Below are 21,573 nucleotides of genomic sequence, written 5' to 3'. Positions count from 1 at the left end.
ATCTCCGAAAATGAGTAGGGTAGCGGTGGCGGCAAACTCCTTTTGCCGCCGTAGTTGTTATTTGTTATGGAAATAACCATCTTCGATGGTGACTTTGAGAACGACTTTTTTGACTGCGTTATTACAGATAAACCGATACGCTTCATGGTTATCGCAAATAATGATTTGCCCTTCATGAACTTCAACGGTTTCTCCGCAGCCCTTTAAATATTCACGGTCAGTTTCATCGCGATAATATTCCACGACCTGTAACATCTCTTTCGGTGCATATTCAATTTTTTGCTGCCCTTGCAGGTAGTAATGCACTTCAAAATAGCGGCGATGTCCGGTAAATAACGCATCAGTCGCGGAGTCGTTTTCCACTCGATAGGTCAATGAGTCACCGATGGAGTGGGCGACGCCAGGCTGAATATTGTCGATATTTTCAATCGCTTCAACGCAGCGTTGCCACTTCTTGCCAGAGGCGTAAATCTGGCGGAACTGTTCTAAGTTATCGATGATCCTCATTGCTTATTCTCGCTGTGCAAATTCGTGGAAAAGAACCCTGCGCCGAACTCATGCGACGCTAGGCTTTGCGCGGTGGCTTCTCCGCCAGAAACTGGCAGCAACGTAAAGCCGTAGCTGAAGTCACGAAACCAGACGCGCCAGGAGTCCAGCACCTCGCTACCCCAGGAGTTGGAGCCGAGGCCAAGCAACTGGTGGTCGAGGTTCAGAGTGATGTCATCGCTGCGCCGCAGCTCGTTGCAGTGCTGGGCTGCGTGGATGTTCTCCTGGGTATAGTGCCAGGCGCTGAAGTTAATCGGGCGCTGCGGAACCACCAGCAGACCGCTGCCGTGGCGGTTAGTCAGTGCCGCCCAGCGGACATGCTGGCGGTTGCCGTTGTTCTGCGGGAAGGGATAGTTCTCGAACATGGCATCGACGTTGCTGCGCCAGATATCGATGATGTTAGCCTGCTGGCTGTCGGCGTAGTTTTCGCCCGGTCCACGTCCGTAATACGCCACCTGATCGTATTCGCCGTTAATTCCCATGGTGAAACCGATGCACGGAATGATGTGCGGATAGTCGCCGTAACGTTCGCCGGAAAGTGCCACGTTAACCTGACCATCGGCAGCGATGCGCCAGATGTAGGTGCAGCGCATCCCGAAGTCAAACACCGGCGGGGCAATAACCGTGCGGCTGATGATCAACACCTCGCTATCACTTTGCTCAACGGCAAAGTCGCGCAGATGCTCCTGCATGATCTGCAAATGATTCGGTTGCCACAGTCCTTCGTACTCCTGCTTGTGGTTGTCGATCATTGGTTTGAAGAAGTTGATCTTTGGCTCGCGAGTCAGCAGTGATTCGCCATTCACCTGCCATGACGTCGGTTTGCCAGTCAATTTTGAGAAGGTGATTGCGAAGTTGTAGCCGCGAACGGTGCAGCTCAAACGTTCATCTTCCAGCGTCAGCGGATGGGCGTTATTCGGCGCGAAAGGCACAGGCTGCGCAGTGTTTTCCTTCAGCGGGAACTGATAAGTGGCGATAGGGTGCCCGGCGTCGCTGTAGCGAGTGCGGGAATCTTTGGTCACCGTAATGTTGAGAAACGCTTCGCGGGTGTCCAGTTGCGGCAGCGTGATGTGCAAGGGGGCTTCGCTGTTCGGCGCAACGTCGCGCAGCTTAATTTGCTGCGTCGCGAGCGTTTCACCTTCGGCGCGCACGTCTACGTGCAGGGTGTAGTCATCAAGCGTGGTAAACCACAGTTTATTTTCGACTTTCAGTTCGCCGCGATTCAGATCCAACGCGTGAATTTTTACCGGCGCGATAACCTGTTTGTACTCTTTCAGACCCGGCCCCGGTGTCTGATCGGAATAGATCAAACCATCAAGACAGAAGTTATAGTTGTTGGGATAGTCGCCGTAATCGCCGCCGAATTTATACCAGACGTTGCCGTTGTCATCCTGCGCCAGGATCCCGTGATCACACCACTCCCAGACATAATGCCCCTGAATGCAATCGTGCTTATAGAAGACGTTCTGGTATTCCGTCAGCCCGCCAGGTCCGTTACCCATCGCATGGGCGTATTCACAGATGATGCGCGGTTTTGGATGCGGGTATTCACCAAACTCATTCATCAGCGGCACGCGGGTGTACATGGTGGAAATAATATCGACCACTTCAGCATCGCGATCTTCTTCGTAGTGAACCAGACGCGTGTCATCCAGCGCCTTCGCCGCGTGGTACATCGCGCGGATGTTACAGCCATAGCCGGACTCGTTGCCCAGCGACCAGATGATGATCGACGGATGGTTTTTCTGCGCGTGAATATGACGAACGATGCGCTCGACGTAGACTTTTTCCCACTGCGGATCGTCGGTAATGCGGCTGATATCACCAACGTTAGCAAAGCCGTGCGATTCGACGTCGGTTTCCGCCATTACAAACAGGCCGTAGATATCACACAGTTCGTAAAAACGCGGATCATTCGGGTAGTGAGCAGTACGCACAGAGTTGATGTTGTGTTGTTTCATCAACTGGATATCTTTCTCAACGCGATCTATCCCAACGGCGCGGCCTTTGCGATGATCGTTGTCGTGGCGGTTGACGCCGTGCAGCATCACATAACGGTTATTGATCCAGAACAGACCGTCGCGCACTTTGATATCACGGAAGCCAACGCGTTGCGGCACCACTTCCAGAACATTGTCGTTGGCATCTTTCAGCGTCATGACCAGATGGTAAAGATAAGGGGATTCTGCTGACCATTGCTGCGGCTGTTCGACAGTAAAAGCAAAACTGGCGCTGGTCAGTTTTTCAATTGCCAGGTGATTAATGGCGCTGCGGTGCACCACGCGTTCGCCGTCGAACAGGGTATATTCCAGCGTCGTTACGGCAGGGGAGGCAGCGAGATTTTCCAGCACCACTTCGCAGGAAAGTGTGGCGTCGCAATAGGCTTCGTCAAAGTCGGTACGCACGGTGAAATCGTTAATGTGCGTCAGTTGTTTACCGATCAGATAAACATCGCGGAAGATCCCCGCCGACCACCACATATCCTGGTCTTCAACATAGGTGGAGTCAGCCCACTGCATCACGCGCACACACAACAGGTTGTCGCCGGTTTTAACCATCGTACTGATGTCAAACTCTGCGGTCAGGCGACTGCCCTTGCTGAAGCCAACATACTGACCGTTAACGTAGACTTCAAAATAGGTTTCGACGCCGTCAAATTTGATCAGCGTCTGTTTACCCAGCCAGCCGTCGCTGAGGGTGAAAATACGTTGATAGGCACCGGTTGGGTTATCGCTGGGAACAAACGGCACATCGATGGGGAATGGAAAACCTTCGTCGGTATATTGCAGTTTGCCGTGACCTTCCATTTGCCACATGGCGGGGACGGTGATGTGCCCCCAGTCAGCCATTAGCTCAGAGGTGAAGGCTTCTGGCACTTGCAGCGGATGATCAAAAAAATGGAAATTCCACTGACCGCTTAAAGGCAGAAACAGGCTGCTGGTTTCGCGGGCAAAGGTACGTGCCTGCGCAACAGAATCATATGAAAAAAAGTACGCACGCGGCGTAAGTCGGTTTTCGTGGGTGAGCTGAATGTTTTCCCAGCGATTCATAGGGCCTCCCGGTAGAGAGAAATCGGAACCATTTATGGCGATGGTAGTTTGTGTAATTGATGGGGAGTTTAGTAAAATTTTTACTAAAAAGTAGCAGGTAAATGCATTTACTTTAACTGGATCACGAAAATAAACGGCAGCACTGTCCGGCAAAAACGATTGCCAGACAGTGTGTGAGGGGATTTAGCGGGTTGTACCGCGCAGTTTTAATTTGCTGGGAACGAAGACTAGCAGCGGCAGCGCGCGACCATCGCGAGCCTTTTCATACACCAGATTAACGCCCTGGCTTCCCATCATCTCGGAATGGATTCGCACGGTTGAGAGCGGCGGAAAGGTAAATCGCGCGGTAGGAATGTCGTTAACGCTGATAAGCGAAATATCCTGCGGGATGTTCAGGCCACGTTCATGAATTGCCCGTAGTACGCCGATAGCAATGGAATCGGAAGCGACAAACAATGCCTTCGGGTAGTTTTCCCGCGCCAGCATTTGTTTTGCCAGTTCATAGCCTGACGAGCTGGAAAAACCGCCGCGCCAGATATCCTCTTCGCGCACAACGTGCTTGAGATGACCATACTCGACAAATGCCGCTTCGCGAATATCTGCTTTGCCTGGCTCGTCTTCGCCGCCAATAAAACCGATGCGATTTACACCCTGAGCAATATAGAAATCGATGATTTCTTTACTGATGCGTGCCAGATCGATATCTACCGCATCGTAATTGCTGCCTGGCTCGTGAAAGTCGATAAAACAGATATTATCGGTTAACGCACTGGCGGCGGCGCGTAGGGCAGGCGTGGGCTTGCCGACAATTAAAATGCCGGTGACGTTTTTAATGTCCGGCAAGCCGTTGTGCTCATAACAGTTGGTCAGTTCGATCGCCAGCTTTTCGCACTGGGTTTCAATGCCGTGACGGATCGCCAGATAGTAAGGGTCGTTGATCTCCAGCTCCTGCTGGTAGCTGTAGATGGCCAGAATATGGTGCTGGTTGACTGCACCAGTCTGTAATTTACGGGCGCTGCTGGTCTTGTACTCCAGCTTTTCTGCGATCTCCAGAATGCGATGTTTCGTCTCTTCCTTTACATTCAATGTCGGATCGTCATTTAAAACCCTGGATACTGTCGCCAGGGATACGCCAGCTTCGATTGCGATGTCTTTTAGTGTTGCCATGTTTACCTTTTTTACTTTCCCTGATGTGCGCCTTCATTGTAGAGGAAGTGCTTATTGGGTCACCTGTTTTCAGTAAATAAAGCGCGTTTCTTTGACGCTGTAACGGTAACACAGTGGCTTACGAATGTGATCACGCCTGCATTCTCTATTTTTAGCCTACAGGATTCAGAAAAACTTTTGCTATAGTTTAGTAAAATTTTACTTGAAGGGGAGAAACAATGGAAACCGTGGCTTACGCTGATTTTGCGCGTCTGGAAATGCGTGTCGGGAAGATTGTGGAAGTTAAACGCCATGAAAACGCCGACAAGCTGTACATCGTACAGGTTGATGTCGGTGAAAGAACGCTGCAAACCGTGACCAGCCTGGTGCCGTACTACCGCGAAGAAGAGCTGATGGGTAAAACGGTGGTGGTACTGTGCAATCTGCAAAAAGCAAAAATGCGCGGTGAAACTTCGGAATGCATGCTGTTGTGTGCAGAAACTGATGACGGCAGTGAAAGCGTGTTATTAGCGCCGGAGCGGATGATGCCTGCGGGCGTGCGTATCGTATAAAAAATGGCGGATGGCGAATTTGCCTCGCTATCCGCCATCGGTATTACGCCTCTTCGACACTTACTCGCATGGCGGCCAGCGCCTTACGCGCCGCTTTGATCACCTGTTCACACTGTTCAATGCTCAGTGTCAGTGGCGGTTCAATGCGGATCGTTTTGGCATTGTTGAGCGTTCCGGCAACCAGCACGCGCTGGCGGAACATCTCGCTGGCAAAGTTGTAGCCGATTTCGTTATCAACAAACTCAATCGCCATCAACATTCCTTTGCCGCGCGCGTCCTGCACCAGATCGGGATATTCCCGCGCCAGTTGACGGAAACCGTCCAGCAACATATCGCCTTTTTGCTCAGCCTGGGCCGGTAAATTCTGTTCCAGCAACACGTTGATGGTTGCCAGCGCTGCCGCACAGGCCAGCGGGTTGCCGCCAAAAGTGGTGGTATGCAGAAACGGATTGTCGAACAGCACTGAGAATACCTCTTCGGTGGCGATGGTCGCGCCAATCGGCATCACGCCGCCGCCGAGGGCTTTCGCCAGGCACAGGATGTCCGGCTGAACGTTCTCATGTTCGCAGGCGAACATCTTGCCCGTGCGCCCCATGCCCGTTTGCACTTCATCGAGGATCATCAGTGCGCCGAACTCATCGCACAGCTTACGTACGGCGGTGAGATAACCCGGCGGCGGCAGAATTACACCACCTTCGCCCTGAATTGGCTCAAGGATCACTGCGGCAACATCATCACCGGTTTTTTTGCACTCGCTAAGGGCTGTGCGCATGGCTTCAATATTGCCAAACGGTACATGACGGAAACCCGGCAGCAGCGGCATAAACGGTTTGCGGAAGGTCGATTTCGCCGTGGCCGACAGTGCGCCAAGCGATTTGCCGTGGAACGCGCCGCTGGTAGCAATAAAAGTAAATTTGCCGCGCGGTGACTGATAAGCCTTCGCCAGTTTTAGCGCCGCTTCAACGGACTCGGTGCCGCTATTACAGAAGAAGCTGTATTTCAGTTTACCGGGCGTCAGCGCGGCAAGGGTTTTCGCCAGCATCGCCCGTAACGGATCGAGCAACTCCTGGCTATGCAGTGGCTGTTTCGCAAGTTGATTCTGTACGGCGGAAACTACAACTGGATTACGGTGCCCCACGTTGAAAATTCCAAAACCTCCCAGGCAGTCAATAAACTCCTGTCCCTGGGTGTCGACAAGCGTATTTAAACCTCCCGCTTGCCACTCTACGGCTCCGTAATCCCCGCCAGCGGTAACAGATTTGCGATACTCTAAAAATCCCGGATTGACATGTTCTTTGAAGTATTCAATCACCTCCCGGTTAAGTGCTTTCATCTCCTCATGATCCAGCGTTCGCTTTTCAATGAGATTCAGGGCGTGGGCGCTGCACGCTAAAGCCGATGCGCTCGAAGGTAACCTGTTCAAAATATGCTCCGGAGGCTCGCGTATCACATGATACCGATTTAAGTATTGCAGGGATTGCGCCACTCCGGCTGCGATTGCGAAAATCGGGATAAACACAAATGCAGCAATCATCTGTGCAACATTTAATGCTGATTGTTAATATTTGTTGTTATTTAGTACGATTTCTATCGAGTATGGATTTTGCGCTTGTTATGTAAATGCACTCTTTCAGGGCAGAAAATGCCTGTTTTTTGGGCAATGCAATTAATGTTATCGCATAGTAACAGGGTGAAAGTATTTTAAATCAATGAATTACATTTTGTGCTTTAATCGCAAATTGCGATCTAAATCAAATTAAACCGCTAAAGATAACCGCGCCGGGGCCGACATAACTTCCGACAAGAAGTTAACAACAATATAACCTGCACAGGACGCGATTATGTCTTCTCATCCGTATGTCACCCAGCAAAATATCCCGCTGGCTGACGATACCACTCTGATGTCTACTACCAATCTACAAAGCTATATCACACATGCTAATGACACTTTTGTGCAGATTAGCGGCTATACATTGCGGGAGTTACAGGGGCAGCCGCATAACATGGTGCGCCATCCGGATATGCCGAAAGCGGCCTTTGCTGATATGTGGTACACCCTGAAACAGGGGGAACCCTGGAGTGGAATCGTGAAAAATCGGCATAAAAATGGCGATCATTATTGGGTGCGGGCGAACGCGGTGCCGATGGTGCGCGATGGCAAAATCAGTGGCTATATGTCGATTCGCACGCGGGCGACGGATAAAGAGATCGCAGCGGTAGAGCCGCTGTACAAGGCGTTGAATGTCGGGCGCACAAATAAGCGTATCCATAAAGGTTTAGTGGTGCGTAAAGGCTGGTTGGGAAAACTCCCTTCATTGGCGCTTCGCTGGCGGGCGCGTGGAGTGATGGCGCTGATGTTTATCGCGCTGGCGACCATGCTCTGGTTTGCCGCCGCACCAGTGGTGAATTATTTCCTCTGTGCGTTAGTGATGCTGTCAGGAATTGCCTGTTTTGAATGGCAGATTATTCGTCCGATAGAAAATGTCGCCAGCCAGGCGCTGAAGGTGGCGACCGGTGAGTGTAACAGTGTTGATCATCTGAATCGCAGTGATGAACTGGGGTTGACGTTGCGGGCAGTAGGGCAGCTTGGTTTGATGTGCCGCTGGTTGATTAATGACGTATCAAGCCAGGTTTCCAGCGTCAGAAGCGGCAGTGAAACGCTGGCAAAAGGCACCGATGAACTTAACGAACATACTCAGCAGACGGTAGATAATGTTCAGCAAACGGTAGCGACCATGAATCAGATGGCAGCGTCGGTAAAACAGAACTCTGCCACGGCTTCGGCTGCCGATAAACTTTCTATTACCGCCAGTAATGCGGCAGTGCAGGGCGGGGAAGCGATGACCACGGTGATCAAAACGATGGATGATATTGCAGACAGTACTCAGCGCATTGGCACTATTACTTCGCTGATTAACGATATTGCTTTTCAGACCAATATCCTCGCGCTGAATGCGGCGGTGGAAGCAGCGCGTGCCGGAGAGCAGGGTAAAGGTTTTGCGGTGGTTGCGGGCGAAGTACGTCATTTAGCCAGCCGCAGCGCCAATGCTGCCAACGATATTCGCAAGCTGATCGATGCCAGTGCTGATAAGGTGCAATCCGGTTCACAACAAGTGCACGCTGCCGGACGGACGATGGACGATATTGTGGCGCAGGTGAAAAACGTAACTCAGTTGATTGCTCAGATTAGCCATTCAACGCTGGAACAAGCTGATGGGCTTTCCAGTCTGACCCGTGCGGTAGATGAACTTAACCTGATTACCCAGAAAAACGCCGAGCTGGTGGAAGAGAGCGCGCAGGTGTCAGCGATGGTTAAACACCGCGCCAGCCGACTGGAAGACGCGGTGACGGTGCTGCATTAATCGGTATGCCGGATATCATGGTTGGTACACAATGCCTGATGCGATGCTGGCACATCTTATCAGGTGTAGGGCTGATAAGGCGTTCATGCCGCATCCGGCAATCGGTGATTAATCCAGTTGCGTAATATCAAAAGCGGCGCGGTCAATTACCGCAATGATCTTTTTTATCTGCGCGTCGCTGATGTCACTCTGGTTGACACGTAAGTCCAGCACCGCTTTAAAATTATCCAGCGCCCGCTTCATTTGCGGGTTCTGGCGTAGCGCAGCGCCAACGCAGCGGGCTTTGATCCGTTCTTCAATCATTTCCACTTGTTCGCGATTTTCTTCCAGCCACTGCGCGCCCTGTTCGGTCAGCGCAATCTGCTTCTTGCCGCCTTCTTCTTCGCGGATGGTAATCAGCGACTGCTCCTGGAGAAAATCCAGCGTCGGATAGATGACGCCCGGACTTGGGGTGTAATTTCCCTGGGTCAGATTCTCAATCGCTTTAATCAACTCGTAACCGTGGCTGTCATCGCGTGAAAGAATATCCAGAATCACCAGACGCAATTCACCGTGACCAAAGAAACGCTGCCGACGACCACCGCCGCGACCGTGACGACCACCGCAGCATTGACCATGCTCGTGCTCATGCTGATGACCGTGCCCGCAGTGCTCGTGTTCTGACTTCTCACCTTTGCAGCAGCCTTCATGGCGTGGCTGGCCTTCATGTTTACAACACCCTTCGTGATGATGGCTCATAATCAGCCTCCTGTTGCTTAATTAGATATATCTAATTTATATCTAATTTATATCTAATTTATATCTAATGCGAACATTACTGCAAGTGCAAAAATGATTTTTAACCGCAGATGTGCTCAACATGTAGGCCGGATAAGGCGTTCACGCCGCATCCGGCAGCCTTGCTATGGTGCTGAATGCCTTCACATACTTCAGATATATCAATTCTACAAATTGCTTGCATTTATCATGATTAGCAATCATTATCATTTGTGAATTTTATTTAGATATATCTGATTACCATCACGAAGGCGATAACAATGACTAACTCTCCCCGCTACCCACAGCGCGTTCGAAATGATCTGCGCTTCCGTGAACTGACTGTGTTACGTGTTGAGCGTATCAGCGCCGGTTTTCAGCGTATTGTCCTTGGCGGCGAGGCGCTGGACGGTTTTACGTCGCGCGGCTTTGACGATCACAGCAAACTCTTCTTTCCTCAAACTGACGCTCATTTTGTGCCGCCAACAGTAACGGAAGAAGGTATCGTCTGGCCGGAAGGACCGCGCCCGCCGTCGCGTGACTATACGCCGCTGTACGATGAACAACGCCATGAACTGGCGATCGATTTCTTTATACACGACGGCGGCGTCGCCAGCGGCTGGGCGATGCAGGCGCAACCAGGCGATAAACTCACGGTGGCCGGACCGCGAGGTTCGCTGGTGGTGCCGGAGGATTACGCGTATCAGGTGTATGTCTGCGATGAGTCCGGAATGCCTGCACTGCGCCGCCGCCTGGAAACGTTGAGCAAACTTGCCGTTAAACCGCAAGTTACTGCGCTGGTCAGCGTGCGGGATAACGCCTGTCAGGATTATCTCGCGCACCTTGACGGTTTTAACATCGAATGGCTGACGCATGATGAGCAGACGGTGGACGCGCGTCTGGCGCAGTTGGCAATTCCTGCCGATGATTACTTCATCTGGATAACCGGTGAAGGAAAAGTGGTTAAGAATTTAAGCCGTCGCTTTGAAGCGGAACAGTATGATCCACAGCGGGTACGCGCAGCGGCTTATTGGCACGCGAAGTGATTGAACAGAAAGAAAAAAACAAAAGGCTGACGATTTCTCGTCAGCCTTTTGCTGTGTCTGGTGGCCCCTGCTGGACTTGAACCAGCGACCAAGCGATTATGAGTCGCCTGCTCTAACCACTGAGCTAAGGGGCCATGGTAGCGGATTATAAAGTAACTCCGTGTCGCAATCCAGCCATTACCGCGCGGCTGCTGTTTTTATAAACAATGTGTTTTCAATTCGTTATACTTCCTGCGGGTTGTGTTGTTCAGGAGTTAATATGGTTGACGATATTCTTGCGCCAGGATTGCGTGTGGTGTTTTGTGGCATCAATCCGGGTCTTTCTTCCGCGGAGTCTGGTTTTCCGTTTGCCCATCCGGCGAATCGCTTCTGGAAGGTGATTTATCAGGCCGGGTTTACCGACCGTCAGTTGAAGCCGCAGGAAGTGCAGCATCTGCTGGATTATCGTTGTGGCGTCACCAAACTGGTTGACAGGCCAACGGTGCAGGCTAATGAAGTGTCAAAGCAGGAATTGCACGCAGGTGGGCGCAAGCTAATTGAAAAAATTGAGAATTATCAGCCGCAGGCGTTGGCGATTCTGGGTAAGCAGGCGTATGAACAGGGATTCAGTCAGCGAGGCGTGCAGTGGGGGAAACAAACGCTGACCATTGGTTCGACGCAGATTTGGGTATTGCCGAATCCCAGCGGTTTAAGTCGAGTTTCTCTGGAGAAACTGGTTGAGGCATATCGGGAGTTGGATCAGGCACTGGTAGTGCGTGGGCGATAAAAAACGCCACCAGAAAGGAGTAATGCCAGTCAGTTAAGCAACTGACTGGCTCTTTTTCGGGGCTGTGGGGTATTTCCAGGGCCTCTCCTTTACCACTCTCGGGAAGGCTCTTTCCCTTCTTGTCGGTAATTTCACAAGTTGTCCCATACTTGCAAGATCGCGCATCAGCTCCGGTATACGTCCCGGTGAAGCGCCCTGCAATGTCATCAGCATTCTCATCACCATTCCGCATGATTCTGAGAAACTCAGTTGATTCGGCCAGTAACCTTTCAGATGTTCTGCCATTTTAATCATCTGATATCTCACCAGATTATAAGCCAGTAAGACACCCCACAGCTCTTGCTCCACAAGCTCCGGCTTTTTACTTCTCAGCGTCAGCCTGCTCAGTTGCATCGTCTGTTTTATCTCCCTGTATCCCAGTTCGATTTCCCAGCGATGACTGTACAGATCCGCCATTTCTCCTCCGGGGAAGCGCATGGCGTCCGTCATCGACGTCAGCAGATGGCAGACTTTTCCTTTGCGCGTCACGGTCAGCAGGCGGGCTGTCACCTCATTTCCCAGCCCCGGCCACTTTTTTCGTGCCTGCGGGCTGGTTTTCAGCTTCACCAGATGATCGCCTTTACCCAGTTTTCTGATCTCTTCATATTGCGCTCCCTTTCTGAGAGGGATCATCCAGTGGCGGTGTTCTCCCGCCTGGCTCCAGGCATTTAACAGTCCCAGTGAGTAATAACCTTTATCCATTAACGTCAGGGTGTTATCGCCGGTTTGTTCTATAAGTTGCTCAGCAAGCTCATTTTCGCTGTTCTTCATCGTGCCGAAGGCTGCAGCCGTCAGCAGATGGCTGGTCAGTTCCATCTGGCAGACCATTTTGACCTGCGGGTAGAGCGCCGGGTTCCCGGCATGTGTCTGGCGGGGGAAGGCTGCATCGTTCTCTGGTGTATCCGGTGTGCGCCAGAACACACCATCGATGGCCAGCAGGGTCAGGCCGCACCAGTGCGGATGCGGCGTGGTGTTATGCCAGAGCTGCGCTGTTTTCGTGAACACGCGGCGGACAGCCTCACTTCCCAGACGCTGGCGGGCCTGAATAACGGCACTGGGGGCAACGAAGGGGCGATTGCCCGGCAGCATGATGTCCAGGCGATTCACAATCTGGTGAAGAGGTTCTTTACGCTCAAGCGCCATGCCAACAATACACCAGACCATCATTTCGAGGGGAAGACGGCGCTTGCGTAGCGTTACAGTACCTGATTCGGCAAGGCAACGAGAGATGAGTTCGGGGTCGAGGTAATCCCCCAGAGAAGTCAGTGGGTTACGCAGAGAATCGTAACGGGATACCAAATCAAGGGCCTGTCCAATGAGCATAAAAAAATCCGGAAACGAGTGAGCGTTTCCGGATTCTTACACAGCCACTGGATCGGTCAACTGATCCTTAACTGATCGGCATTACAGCCATAGCTGGACTTTATCGGCAAACTCGCTGAACAGCAGACGGGCGTAACGAACAAACGCCTCCCCGGTTTTGCGGTTCAGCCAGCCGCCTTTCAACTCCAGAGCCCAGGGCAAGTCGAAATGATACAACGTGACGATGGGGGTTATTCCGTGGCGTGTCAGGGCGTCGATCAGGCGGTGATAAAAGGCTAACCCGTCCGGATTCACCGGGCCATCACCGTCAGGTATCACCCGCGACCAGGCCACCGAAAAGCGGTAGGCCTTCAGCCCCATCTGCGCCATCAGCGCTACGTCTTCCTCCACGCGATGATAGTGATCGCTGGCAATGCGGAAGTCAGCCGTTCCCGGCGGATGGCTGAGCATGTCGACTACCGACGGTCCTTTACCGTCTTCATTCCACGCGCCCTCAACCTGATAGGCCGAAGTGGACGCGCCCCACAGAAAACCGTCCGGGAACTGCGTTTTCTTTTGATAAATCATACCTGCACCACCTTAGCGGATTGCACCATCAGTTGTTCGCCGTAATCGACCTGCGCGGCGGTGGTAAGGCGCAGGGAGTGCTGCTCGTCGCCATTGACCACAATCACCGGGGTAATCAGGTCATACCCGGCCTGTTCGATGGCGGGGATATCAAAGCGGATTAGCTCCTGTCCGACCTCCACCTTATCGCCTACTTTCAGCGATGAGCTAAAGTGCTGGCCGTTAAGATTAACGGTATCGATACCGATATGGATCAGCAGCTCAAGTCCGCTTTCACTTTGTAAACCAACGGCGTGGCAGGAAGGTAGAAACATCATTACAGTACCGTTAAACGGCGCACGCAGAACCCCTTCCTGTGGTTGGATCGCCACGCCTTCTCCCAGCAGGCCACCGGAAAAGACATCATCATTCACTTCGTTCAGCGCCATCACCTGACCGCGCAGCGGGCTGAGTACTTCAATCTCACCCTCAATTTTCGGGCTAACGACAGGCTGCGGAGCCTCGCTGACCTCTTCTTGCTCTTCAGGCGTATCTTTAAAGGCGATAAACCAGGTCAGGGCAAAGGTTACTACGATAGAAATCGCACAGGTCACTAGCGCATGGACGATATTCATCGGGTTTTCACCGATAAACGCCGGCAGCGCCGCAAGTCCTAGGGAGACAAACGCATAGCGCACCAGACCGCTCACACCAGCATAAATCCCGGCGCAGCCGCCACCGATCATCGCGGCAATCAGTACCCGGCGGAACTTGAGTAATACCCCGTACAGTGCCGGTTCGGTGATCCCCAGCAGCGCGGTAAAGCCCGATGATGAGGCCAACTGGCGCAGGTTGTTATTTTTGGTTTTCAGCGCCACGCACAGCGTCGCCGCGCCCATTGCCACGTTTGACGCCAGCATTCCCGGTCCGTTGATCATCTCAAAACCGTTTTTACTCAACTGACCGGTAGCGATTGGCGTCATCGCCCAGGCGGTGCCGGTAATAATCAGGAAGGGTTGCAGAGCGCCCATCAGCATCGGAATTAACCAACTGGCGTGGCGATCAATAGCGCCCGCGCCAGCCGCCACCAGATCGTTAAGCAAAATACCCGCAGGGCCGACGAGCACCAGCGCCAGTGGCGCGGTGATCAACAGGATCAGCATCGGCTTAACAAAGAACTTAATGATCGACGGCGAAACCTTCTCCGCGAAGCGCTCCACCCACGACATCAGCCAGACCGTCAGAATAATTGGCAGCACTGACCCGGCGTAATCGGAAAGCAGGACGTTGATACCGACAAAATCAACCGCTTTCCCCGCTGCCAGCATCTGGCCGATGCCCGGATGCAGCAGTACGCCCGCGAGGGTCATCGCCAGAATCGGGTTACATTCAAATTTCAGCGATGCCCCGTAGGCCAGCAGCACTGGCAGGAAGAAGAAGGCCGCGTCGGCAATAATGTTGAGTAGCTGATAGGTTGAACTGGTTTCGCTAATCACGCCCGTTAGTTTGAGGATAGCCAGCAGCGCCTTGATCATCCCGGCGCCGGTAATGGCCGGGATCACTGGGGTGAAGGTGGTCGAAATCACGCTGATAATGCGTGCGATGATACCGGTGGGTTTGGCGTTTTTGCCACCGCTTGAGGAGCCTTTCTTCTCCGGCAGCGCCTTATTGAGCAGGCGATAAACCTGCTGCACCTCATTGCCGATAACAATCTGGAACTGACCGCCTTTCTCCACCACGCTTATCACGCCGGGGATAGCGCCAATCTGCGTATCGTTAACCTTTGCGCGATCGTTAAACTCCATGCGCAAGCGGGTCGCGCAGTGGGTGAGCATTCGGATATTCTCCGCACCACCCACCGAGTGGAGGATTTTGTCTGCTGTTTCGTTATAGTTCATAGTGTTCCCTGGGTTGAGGCAAAAAAAAAGACCAAAATAGAAATGCTCCCCTTGGCGGGAGAGCATTTCTATTTTGGTCTTGCCTGCTTTCGCAGTAGCACGCCATCATAGAAATGGGTTATTTCGACAGATTATCTAAGTGATGTTGTTGTCTTTCAATCGGTATAGAGAAAAAATGTGATCTGCATTGAATGAAATTATGACGGTTTCAGGTGAACCTCTATGTTTTACCCAAACACGTGTCTACCATTCATGTGATAAGAAGGGCTTTGTGCCTTACCAACACCGGGTTCGGTTGTTTTTTGCAAGACAAAACAGGTGTCAATATAAAATAAAAACCCTTACTAACCGAAGCCCGGTGTTCAGGGTTATTACGATATACTCGTCATGCTGCAAGTTGCATGTACTGTGTCTGCGTTCGCTCACCCCAGTCACTTACTTATGTAGGTGCCCGGGAATTCACTCGCTTGTCGCCTTCCTGCAACTTGAATTATTTAGAGTATACAAGAAATTATTTATTCTTTGCGCGCTCGAAGGAAGCAACGATTTCAGCTTTAGCGGCTTCAGCGTTTTCCCAACCTTCAACTTTCACCCACTTGCCTTTTTCGAGGTCTTTGTAGTGCTCGAAGAAGTGAGCGATCTGCGCTTTCAGCAGTTCCGGCAGATCGTTAACGTCTTTGATGTGATCGTATTCTTTGCTCAGCTTGCTGTGCGGAACCGCAATCAGTTTTGCATCTTCACCGGCTTCGTCGGTCATTTTCAGAACGCCAACCGGACGGCAACGGATCACAGAACCCGGCTGCAGCGGGTACGGAGTCGGGACCAGTACGTCAACCGGATCACCATCCAGAGACAGAGTGTGGTTGATGTAACCGTAGTTGCATGGATAGAACATTGCGGTGGACATGAAGCGGTCAACGAACAGTGCGCCGCTTTCTTTGTCGATTTCGTATTTGATCGGATCTGCGTTAGCCGGGATCTCAATAACAACGTAGATGTCTTCCGGCAGATCTTTACCCGCAGGGACGTTGAGTAAGCTCATGTCTGTTTCCTTTAAAATATGTGGCAAACAAGTGCCGAGTATTATAGCCAACTCGCGCCGAATGTCTTCGCTTGTTTTCGTCCTCTTTTTCCTTTTTCGCCAGCTTTAAGACGGTTTACAGAGCAGGAAAATCCATAACCGTAGCCGCATTTTTCATAGCGAGATGAAAGCGATTACAAACTTGTGATTAACGATGTATTTACTTTTTTGAAGTGTGAAGTAACGCAATCTGTTACATGACCGATTGTCTATAGTTTTTTCGCGAACATCTTTTAAACAATAATAATCACCCCGACGAGGACAACCCTATGTGGAAACGCTTACTTGTAGTCTCTGCGGTCTCAGCAGCCATGTCGTCTATGGCATTGGCCGCTCCCTTAACCGTAGGATTTTCGCAGGTCGGATCGGAGTCCGGCAGGCGTGCCGCAGAAACCAACGTGGCGAAAAGTGAGGCAGAAAAGCGCGGTATCACGCTAAAAATTGCCGATGGTCAGCAAAAGCAGGAAAACCAGATTAAAGCGGTACGTTCCTTCGTCGCACAAGGTGTGGATGCGATCTTTATCGCTCCGGTGGTGGCGACGGGCTGGGAACCAGTATTAAAAGAGGCGAAAGATGCCGAAATTCCGGTCTTTTTGCTCGACCGTTCCATCGATGTGAAAGACAAATCTCTCTATATGACGACCGTTACTGCTGACAACATTCTGGAAGGCAAGTTGATTGGTGACTGGCTGGTGAAAGAGGTCAACGGTAAACCGTGTAACGTGGTTGAGTTACAAGGCACCGTTGGGGCGAGCGTTGCCATCGACCGTAAGAAAGGTTTTGCCGAAGCTATTAAGAATGCGCCAAATATCAAAATTATCCGCTCGCAATCCGGTGATTTCACCCGTAGTAAAGGCAAAGAAGTTATGGAGAGCTTTATCAAAGCGGAAAACAACGGCAAAAATATCTGCATGGTTTACGCCCATAACGACGACATGGTAATAGGCGCGATTCAGGCGATTAAAGAAGCGGGTCTGAAGCCGGGCAAAGATATTCTGACAGGCTCTATCGACGGCGTGCCGGATATCTACAAAGCGATGATTGATGGTGAAGCGAATGCCAGTGTTGAACTGACGCCAAACATGGCAGGCCCAGCTTTCGACGCGCTGGAGAAATACAAGAAAGACGGCACCATGCCTGAAAAGCTGACGCTGACTAAGTCCACCCTTTATCTGCCTGATACCGCAAAAGAAGAGTTAGAGAAGAAGAAAAATATGGGGTATTGAGGCCTACAAACCGATGCCGACTGGTAGGTCGGATAAGGCGTTCACGCCGCATCCGGCATTTGTGCGCAGATGCCTGATGCGACGCTGGTGCGTCTTATCAGGCCTACCAGGAGCCCGCTTTACACTGGGAGAGCTATGGCTACCGACCAACACCAGGAAATCCTCCGTACCGAAGGATTAAGCAAATTCTTCCCCGGCGTCAAAGCGTTAGATAACGTTGACTTCAGCTTGCGTCGTGGTGAAATTATGGCACTGCTTGGTGAAAACGGGGCAGGAAAATCGACGCTGATTAAAGCATTAACCGGCGTTTACCATGCCGATCGCGGCACAATCTGGCTGGAAGGCCAGGCCATCTCACCGAAAAACACAGCCCATGCACAACAGCTTGGCATCGGCACCGTCTACCAGGAAGTCAACCTGTTACCCAATATGTCGGTTGCCGACAATCTCTTTATCGGCCGTGAGCCCAAACGTTTCGGCTTGCTACGGCGCAAAGAGATGGAAAAGCGCGCAACCGGGTTAATGGCATCCTACGGTTTCTCCCTAGACGTGCGCGAACCGCTCAACCGTTTTTCGGTGGCAATGCAGCAAATCGTCGCCATTTGCCGGGCCATCGATCTCTCCGCCAAAGTGCTGATCCTTGATGAACCCACCGCCAGCCTCGACACCCAGGAAGTGGAACTACTGTTTGGCCTGATGCGCCAGCTTCGAGATCGCGGCGTCAGCCTGATCTTCGTCACTCACTTTCTCGATCAGGTATACCAGGTCAGTGATCGGATCACCGTCTTACGCAACGGCAGCTTTGTTGGCTGTCGGGAAACCCGCGAGCTTCCGCAGATCGAACTGGTGAAAATGATGCTGGGGCGTGAACTCGACACTCATGCGCTACAGCGTGCCGGGCGAACATTGTTGAGCGACAAACCTGTTGCCGAGTTTAACAATTACGGCAAGAAAGGGACGATCGCGCCGTTTGATCTGGAAATTCGTCCCGGCGAGATCGTCGGGTTGGCAGGTTTGCTGGGATCAGGACGTACAGAAACTGCGGAAGTGATCTTCGGTATCAAACCCGCCGACAGCGGCACAGCGTTGATCAAAGGTAAACCGCAAACCCTGCGATCGCCGCATCATGCATCGGTACTGGGTATTGGTTTCTGTCCGGAAGACCGGAAAACCGATGGCATTATTGCTGCCGCTTCGGTACGGGAAAATATCATCCTTGCCTTACAAGCCCAGCGCGGCTGGCTGCGACCGATTTCACGCAAAGAACAGCAGGAAATAGCAGAACGATTTATCCGCCAGCTCGGTATTCGCACCCCTTCCACGGAACAGCCGATAGAGTTCCTCTCTGGCGGTAATCAACAAAAAGTGTTGCTTTCACGCTGGCTGCTGACTCGTCCGCAATTTCTAATTCTCGACGAGCCAACGCGCGGTATTGACGTTGGTGCCCACGCCGAGATCATCCGCCTGATTGAAACGCTGTGCGCCGATGGTCTGGCACTGCTGGTGATCTCCTCGGAACTGGAAGAACTGGTGGGCTATGCCGATCGGGTGATCATCATGCGTGATCGTAAACAAGTGGCAGAGAGCCCGCTGGCAGAGCTTTCCGTTCCGGCGATCATGAACGCCATTGCGGCGTAAGGAGAACAGTGTGATGCCTCAATCTCTCCCTGACACCGCGTCGTCGAAAAGGCGTTTTCGCTGGCCGACGGGAATGCCGCAACTGGCAGCGCTATTGCTGGTGCTGCTGGTCGATAGCCTGGTCGCCCCGCATTTCTGGCAGGTGGTGCTTCAGGATGGGCGTCTGTTCGGGAGTCCCATCGATATCCTTAACCGCGCGGCTCCCGTTGCGCTGCTGGCGATCGGCATGACGCTGGTGATCGCCACTGGCGGCATCGATCTTTCCGTAGGCGCGGTGATGGCTATTGCCGGAGCTACAACGGCCGCGATGACGGTAGCGGGGTATAGCGTGCCGATTGTGCTACTCAGTGCGTTAGGCACCGGCATTCTGGCTGGATTGTGGAATGGCATTCTGGTGGCGATCCTCAAAATTCAACCGTTTGTCGCCACTCTGATCCTGATGGTTGCCGGGCGCGGCGTGGCGCAACTGATCACCTCCGGACAGATCGTTACTTTCAACTCGCCGGATCTCTCCTGGTTCGGCAGCGGATCGCTGTTGTTCCTGCCAACGCCGGTCATTATTGCAGTGCTGACACTTCTTCTGTTTTGGTTGCTGGCTCGCAAAACGGCGCTGGGGATGTTTATTGAAGCTGTTGGCATCAACATTCGGGCAGCGAAAAATGCCGGAGTGAACACGCGGATCATCGTCATGCTCACCTATGTGTTGAGCGGGCTGTGTGCGGCGATTGCGGGCATTATTGTGGCGGCGGATATTCGCGGTGCCGACGCCAATAATGCTGGATTATGGCTGGAACTGGACGCCATTCTTGCGGTGGTGATCGGCGGTGGATCACTGATGGGCGGGCGCTTTAACCTGCTGCTCTCGGTGGTGGGGGCGCTGATTATTCAGGGAATGAATACCGGGATTTTGCTCTCGGGCTTTCCGCCGGAGATGAATCAGGTGGTGAAAGCGGTGGTGGTGCTTTGCGTGCTGATTGTTCAGTCGCAACGCTTTATCAGTCTGATTAAAGGAGTGCGTAGCCGTGATAAAACGTAACTTGCCACTGATGATCACCATCGGCGTCTTTGTGTTGGGCTATCTCTACTGTCTGACGCAGTTTCCCGGTTTTGCCTCCACGCGGGTGATCTGCAATATCCTGACTGATAACGCTTTTCTGGGGATCATCGCTGTCGGCATGACCTTTGTGATCCTCTCCGGTGGGATCGATCTTTCTGTCGGTTCGGTGATCGCTTTTACCGGCGTGTTTCTGGCAAAGGTGATTGGTGACTTCGGCTTTTCGCCACTATTGGCCTTCCCGCTGGTACTGGTGATGGGCTGTGCCTTCGGCGCATTTATGGGGCTTCTGATCGACGCGCTGAAGATCCCGGCATTCATCATTACCCTGGCAGGAATGTTCTTTTTGCGCGGCGTCAGCTATCTCGTTTCGGAAGAGTCGATCCCGATTAACCATCCCATTTATGAAACGCTCTCAAGCCTGGCGTGGAAAATCCCCGGCGGCGGTCGCTTAAGCGCGATGGGACTGCTGATGCTTGCGGTGGTGGTTATTGGTATTTTCCTTGCACATCGTACCCGTTTTGGTAATCAGGTATATGCCATTGGTGGCAACGCGACTTCGGCAAACCTGATGGGAATTTCTACTCGCAGCACCACTATTCGCATTTATATGCTCTCCACCGGACTGGCGACACTGGCGGGGATTGTCTTCTCTATTTACACCCAGGCCGGATACGCGCTGGCAGGCGTAGGTGTGGAACTGGACGCTATCGCCTCCGTGGTGATTGGCGGTACACTTTTAAGCGGCGGTGTTGGGACAGTATTAGGAACGCTTTTTGGCGTAGCGATTCAGGGACTCATTCAGACTTACATAAACTTTGACGGCACGATGAGTTCATGGTGGACGAAAATCGCCATCGGCATTTTGCTGTTTATTTTCATTGCATTACAGCGTGGGTTAACGGTGCTGTGGGAGAACCGTCAGAGTTCGCCAGTAATAAGAGTGAGTCCGGAAAATACAATAAAAGAATAAATTTACTGATATACAAGGATATTTTTATGTGGGCAAAGGAAGGCGAGGATTTAAGTACAACATGCAAAAGTTGTGGAGTAGCTGTTTTACCACCTGACGATTATTGTAAAGGTTGTGCTGATAAAAAGCTTACGGGGATTGGAGGTTGGCTGTATTTACCTGCTATTTCTTTAGTGCTGGTGATTATTTCGAGCATTTATTCTTTTGTACGAACATGGGGGCTTGCTCAGGGCAGTCAGGAAGAACCGCTCAGAACTCTGCTTTATCTGGAAGTGGTCGGATGTGCCACGATATTTCTGTTGGTGAGTTATACTACTTTTTTGTTTTTTAATAAGAAACGCCAACTTCCTCACTACTATATTGCCCTTCTTCTGGCGCTCTTCGCATTGAATGTTGCTGATACCTGGGGAGCAGTACAATTTCTTCATGCCACAATTGATCTTTCAGACGCATGGGGTGTGCTGAAAAATATCATTCATCTGGCTATCTGGGTTCCCTATTTCCGTGTCTCTAAACGCGTCAAATTAACTTTTGTTAATTAAAACGCAAAA

At 51.9% G+C, this 21,573-nt stretch carries 17 protein-coding genes, 1 tRNA gene and 1 pseudogene; 9 read left to right on the top strand and 10 right to left on the bottom strand.

Annotation, left to right across the window (positions count from 1 at the left end):
• Positions 1-57 precede the first annotated feature (57 nt).
• The 3 genes from C1192_RS19780 to ebgR form a co-directional block, all read right to left on the bottom strand.
• Positions 58-507, bottom strand: a complete 450-nt coding sequence (locus C1192_RS19780; protein ID WP_001517130.1) for a beta-galactosidase subunit beta — start codon at positions 505-507, stop codon at positions 58-60.
• Positions 504-3,596 (bottom strand): beta-galactosidase subunit alpha, encoded by a 3,093-nt coding sequence (ebgA, locus tag C1192_RS19775; protein WP_038354460.1) that lies wholly within the window; start codon positions 3,594-3,596, stop codon positions 504-506. The genes C1192_RS19780 and ebgA overlap by 4 nt, the downstream gene beginning before the upstream one ends.
• Positions 3,597-3,779: 183 nt before the next feature.
• Positions 3,780-4,763, bottom strand: coding sequence for a transcriptional regulator EbgR (ebgR, locus tag C1192_RS19770; protein WP_000212448.1), 984 nt, complete (start codon positions 4,761-4,763; stop codon positions 3,780-3,782).
• A 218-nt stretch (positions 4,764-4,981) separates the two neighbouring features.
• Here ebgR and C1192_RS19760 point away from each other — a divergent pair, with 218 nt between their 5' ends.
• The gene (locus tag C1192_RS19760) at positions 4,982-5,314 is read left to right on the top strand and encodes a tRNA-binding protein (protein ID WP_000450593.1); all 333 of its coding nucleotides are present in this window, start codon (positions 4,982-4,984) and stop codon (positions 5,312-5,314) included.
• Between the two features lie 43 nt (positions 5,315-5,357).
• Here C1192_RS19760 and ygjG read toward each other — a convergent pair whose 3' ends face one another.
• Positions 5,358-6,737, bottom strand: coding sequence for a putrescine aminotransferase (ygjG, locus tag C1192_RS19755; protein ID WP_032141512.1), 1,380 nt, complete (start codon positions 6,735-6,737; stop codon positions 5,358-5,360).
• A gap of 418 nt (positions 6,738-7,155) precedes the next feature.
• On the opposite strand from ygjG, the gene aer reads away from it, so the two are divergent.
• Positions 7,156-8,676, top strand: coding sequence for an aerotaxis sensor receptor Aer (gene aer, locus C1192_RS19745; RefSeq protein ID WP_038354461.1), 1,521 nt, complete (start codon positions 7,156-7,158; stop codon positions 8,674-8,676).
• A gap of 108 nt (positions 8,677-8,784) precedes the next feature.
• Here the strand turns inward: aer and nfeR are convergent, their stop codons facing one another.
• Positions 8,785-9,414 carry a DNA-binding transcriptional regulator NfeR gene (nfeR, locus tag C1192_RS19740; RefSeq protein WP_000017992.1) on the bottom strand — a complete coding sequence of 210 codons (630 nt, stop codon included), beginning with the start codon at positions 9,412-9,414 and terminating at the stop codon, positions 8,785-8,787.
• A gap of 299 nt (positions 9,415-9,713) precedes the next feature.
• Between nfeR and nfeF the strand changes: the two genes are divergently transcribed.
• Positions 9,714-10,478 (top strand): NADPH-dependent ferric chelate reductase NfeF, encoded by a 765-nt coding sequence (nfeF, locus tag C1192_RS19735; RefSeq protein ID WP_038354462.1) that lies wholly within the window; start codon positions 9,714-9,716, stop codon positions 10,476-10,478.
• Positions 10,479-10,536: 58 nt separating this feature from the next.
• Here nfeF and C1192_RS19730 read toward each other — a convergent pair.
• Positions 10,537-10,612 (bottom strand) — tRNA-Ile (locus tag C1192_RS19730).
• Between the two features lie 125 nt (positions 10,613-10,737).
• Between C1192_RS19730 and mug the strand changes: the two genes are divergently transcribed.
• Positions 10,738-11,244 carry a G/U mismatch-specific DNA glycosylase gene (gene mug, locus C1192_RS19725; protein WP_038354463.1) on the top strand — a complete coding sequence of 169 codons (507 nt, stop codon included), beginning with the start codon at positions 10,738-10,740 and terminating at the stop codon, positions 11,242-11,244.
• A 33-nt stretch (positions 11,245-11,277) separates the two neighbouring features.
• Here mug and C1192_RS19720 read toward each other — a convergent pair whose 3' ends face one another.
• From C1192_RS19720 to ppa, 4 genes and pseudogenes are all read right to left on the bottom strand, one after another.
• Positions 11,278-12,606, bottom strand: a complete 1,329-nt coding sequence (locus tag C1192_RS19720; protein ID WP_103194760.1) for an IS4-like element IS4 family transposase — start codon at positions 12,604-12,606, stop codon at positions 11,278-11,280.
• A gap of 84 nt (positions 12,607-12,690) precedes the next feature.
• Positions 12,691-13,173, bottom strand: a pseudogene (locus C1192_RS19715) (glycoside hydrolase family 1 protein); the annotation flags it as partial.
• Entirely contained in the window at positions 13,170-15,050 is a 1,881-nt protein-coding gene (locus C1192_RS19710) for a beta-glucoside-specific PTS transporter subunit IIABC (RefSeq protein WP_038354670.1), read from the bottom strand. The gene C1192_RS19710 and the pseudogene C1192_RS19715, both read right to left, overlap by 4 nt.
• A 511-nt stretch (positions 15,051-15,561) precedes the next feature.
• On the bottom strand, positions 15,562-16,092 hold the full coding sequence (ppa, locus tag C1192_RS19705; RefSeq protein ID WP_000055070.1) for an inorganic diphosphatase: 531 nt from the start codon (positions 16,090-16,092) through the stop codon (positions 15,562-15,564).
• Positions 16,093-16,400: 308 nt separating this feature from the next.
• On the opposite strand from ppa, the gene ytfQ reads away from it, so the two are divergent.
• From ytfQ to C1192_RS19675, 5 genes are all read left to right on the top strand, one after another.
• The gene (gene ytfQ, locus C1192_RS19695) at positions 16,401-17,357 is read left to right on the top strand and encodes a galactofuranose ABC transporter substrate-binding protein YtfQ (RefSeq protein WP_038354671.1); all 957 of its coding nucleotides are present in this window, start codon (positions 16,401-16,403) and stop codon (positions 17,355-17,357) included.
• A 135-nt stretch (positions 17,358-17,492) separates the two neighbouring features.
• Complete coding sequence (ytfR, locus tag C1192_RS19690) at positions 17,493-18,995, top strand: galactofuranose ABC transporter, ATP-binding protein YtfR (protein ID WP_038354672.1); 1,503 nt, start codon at positions 17,493-17,495, stop codon at positions 18,993-18,995.
• A 13-nt stretch (positions 18,996-19,008) separates the two neighbouring features.
• Positions 19,009-20,031: a galactofuranose ABC transporter, ATP-binding protein YtfT gene (gene ytfT, locus C1192_RS19685; RefSeq protein ID WP_001468307.1), complete on the top strand. Its 1,023-nt coding sequence runs from the start codon at positions 19,009-19,011 to the stop codon at positions 20,029-20,031.
• Positions 20,018-21,022: a galactofuranose ABC transporter, permease protein YjfF gene (gene yjfF / locus C1192_RS19680; protein ID WP_000596001.1), complete on the top strand. Its 1,005-nt coding sequence runs from the start codon at positions 20,018-20,020 to the stop codon at positions 21,020-21,022. The genes ytfT and yjfF overlap by 14 nt, the downstream gene beginning before the upstream one ends.
• Positions 21,023-21,048: 26 nt before the next feature.
• The gene (locus C1192_RS19675; protein WP_000263317.1) at positions 21,049-21,564 is read left to right on the top strand and encodes a DUF2569 domain-containing protein; all 516 of its coding nucleotides are present in this window, start codon (positions 21,049-21,051) and stop codon (positions 21,562-21,564) included.
• Positions 21,565-21,573: the final 9 nt, after the last annotated feature.

This window comes from Escherichia marmotae, from assembly GCF_002900365.1.
Taxonomy (GTDB): domain Bacteria; phylum Pseudomonadota; class Gammaproteobacteria; order Enterobacterales; family Enterobacteriaceae; genus Escherichia; species Escherichia marmotae.
The sequence above is the reverse complement of the archived record's forward strand: the minus strand, read 5'-3'. Positions and strand labels throughout refer to the sequence as shown.